This window comes from Variovorax sp. P2_H12 (genome assembly GCF_056403395.1).
Genome location: NZ_JBFUFO010000159.1, coordinates 1 through 515, shown reverse-complemented (window position 1 = coordinate 515; position 515 = coordinate 1). Strand labels below are relative to the sequence as shown.

The 515-nt window shown below is 64.5% G+C and carries 1 protein-coding gene; it reads left to right on the top strand.

Annotation, left to right across the window (positions count from 1 at the left end):
- Positions 1 to 320: 320 nt before the first annotated feature.
- A partial coding sequence (locus AC1DYK_RS35630) for a hypothetical protein (protein WP_478170556.1) occupies positions 321 to 515 on the top strand: 195 nt, incomplete at its 3' end.

The following is a 515-nucleotide window of genomic DNA, read 5'->3' as shown; positions in this document are numbered from 1 at the left end:
GCCCTCCAGGAGACGTACTTCCGCGACGGCGGCCGACGGGCGGGCGGACTCCTCGTGGAGTTCACCGACGTCGAGCACATCGAATTCGACCTGTAGGCCTCACGTCGGCACAGCACTCGTTGACCACGACATGTGGCCGCCTCCGACCATGGCGGCCACATGCAGTCACATGTGGATCAGACTCACGGCGTAACACAGGACCTCCCGGAGCACTCCCCCGAAAGCTCCTGGAGCTGTGCACTGATGTCCGTAGCTCCTGCACGGAGGACGGTATCCCGGATGACGACGACGGCTTCTTCGTCAGCTTCTACCTCCAGTACGTGCCGCAGCTGAAGGAACTCCTGGAGAAGTTCGTTCTGGTTGCCGCACAAGGCCGCTCGCTACAACTGCCGACAATGGGCGAGCACAGGACAGCCAAGCGTCAGACCGGGCCTGACACGCCAGGCGGCGACGACACGACGGATCCCGGCGTGCTGGACGTGGCGAGCACAAGGCCGTGGCCGCGAGGAGAGCCT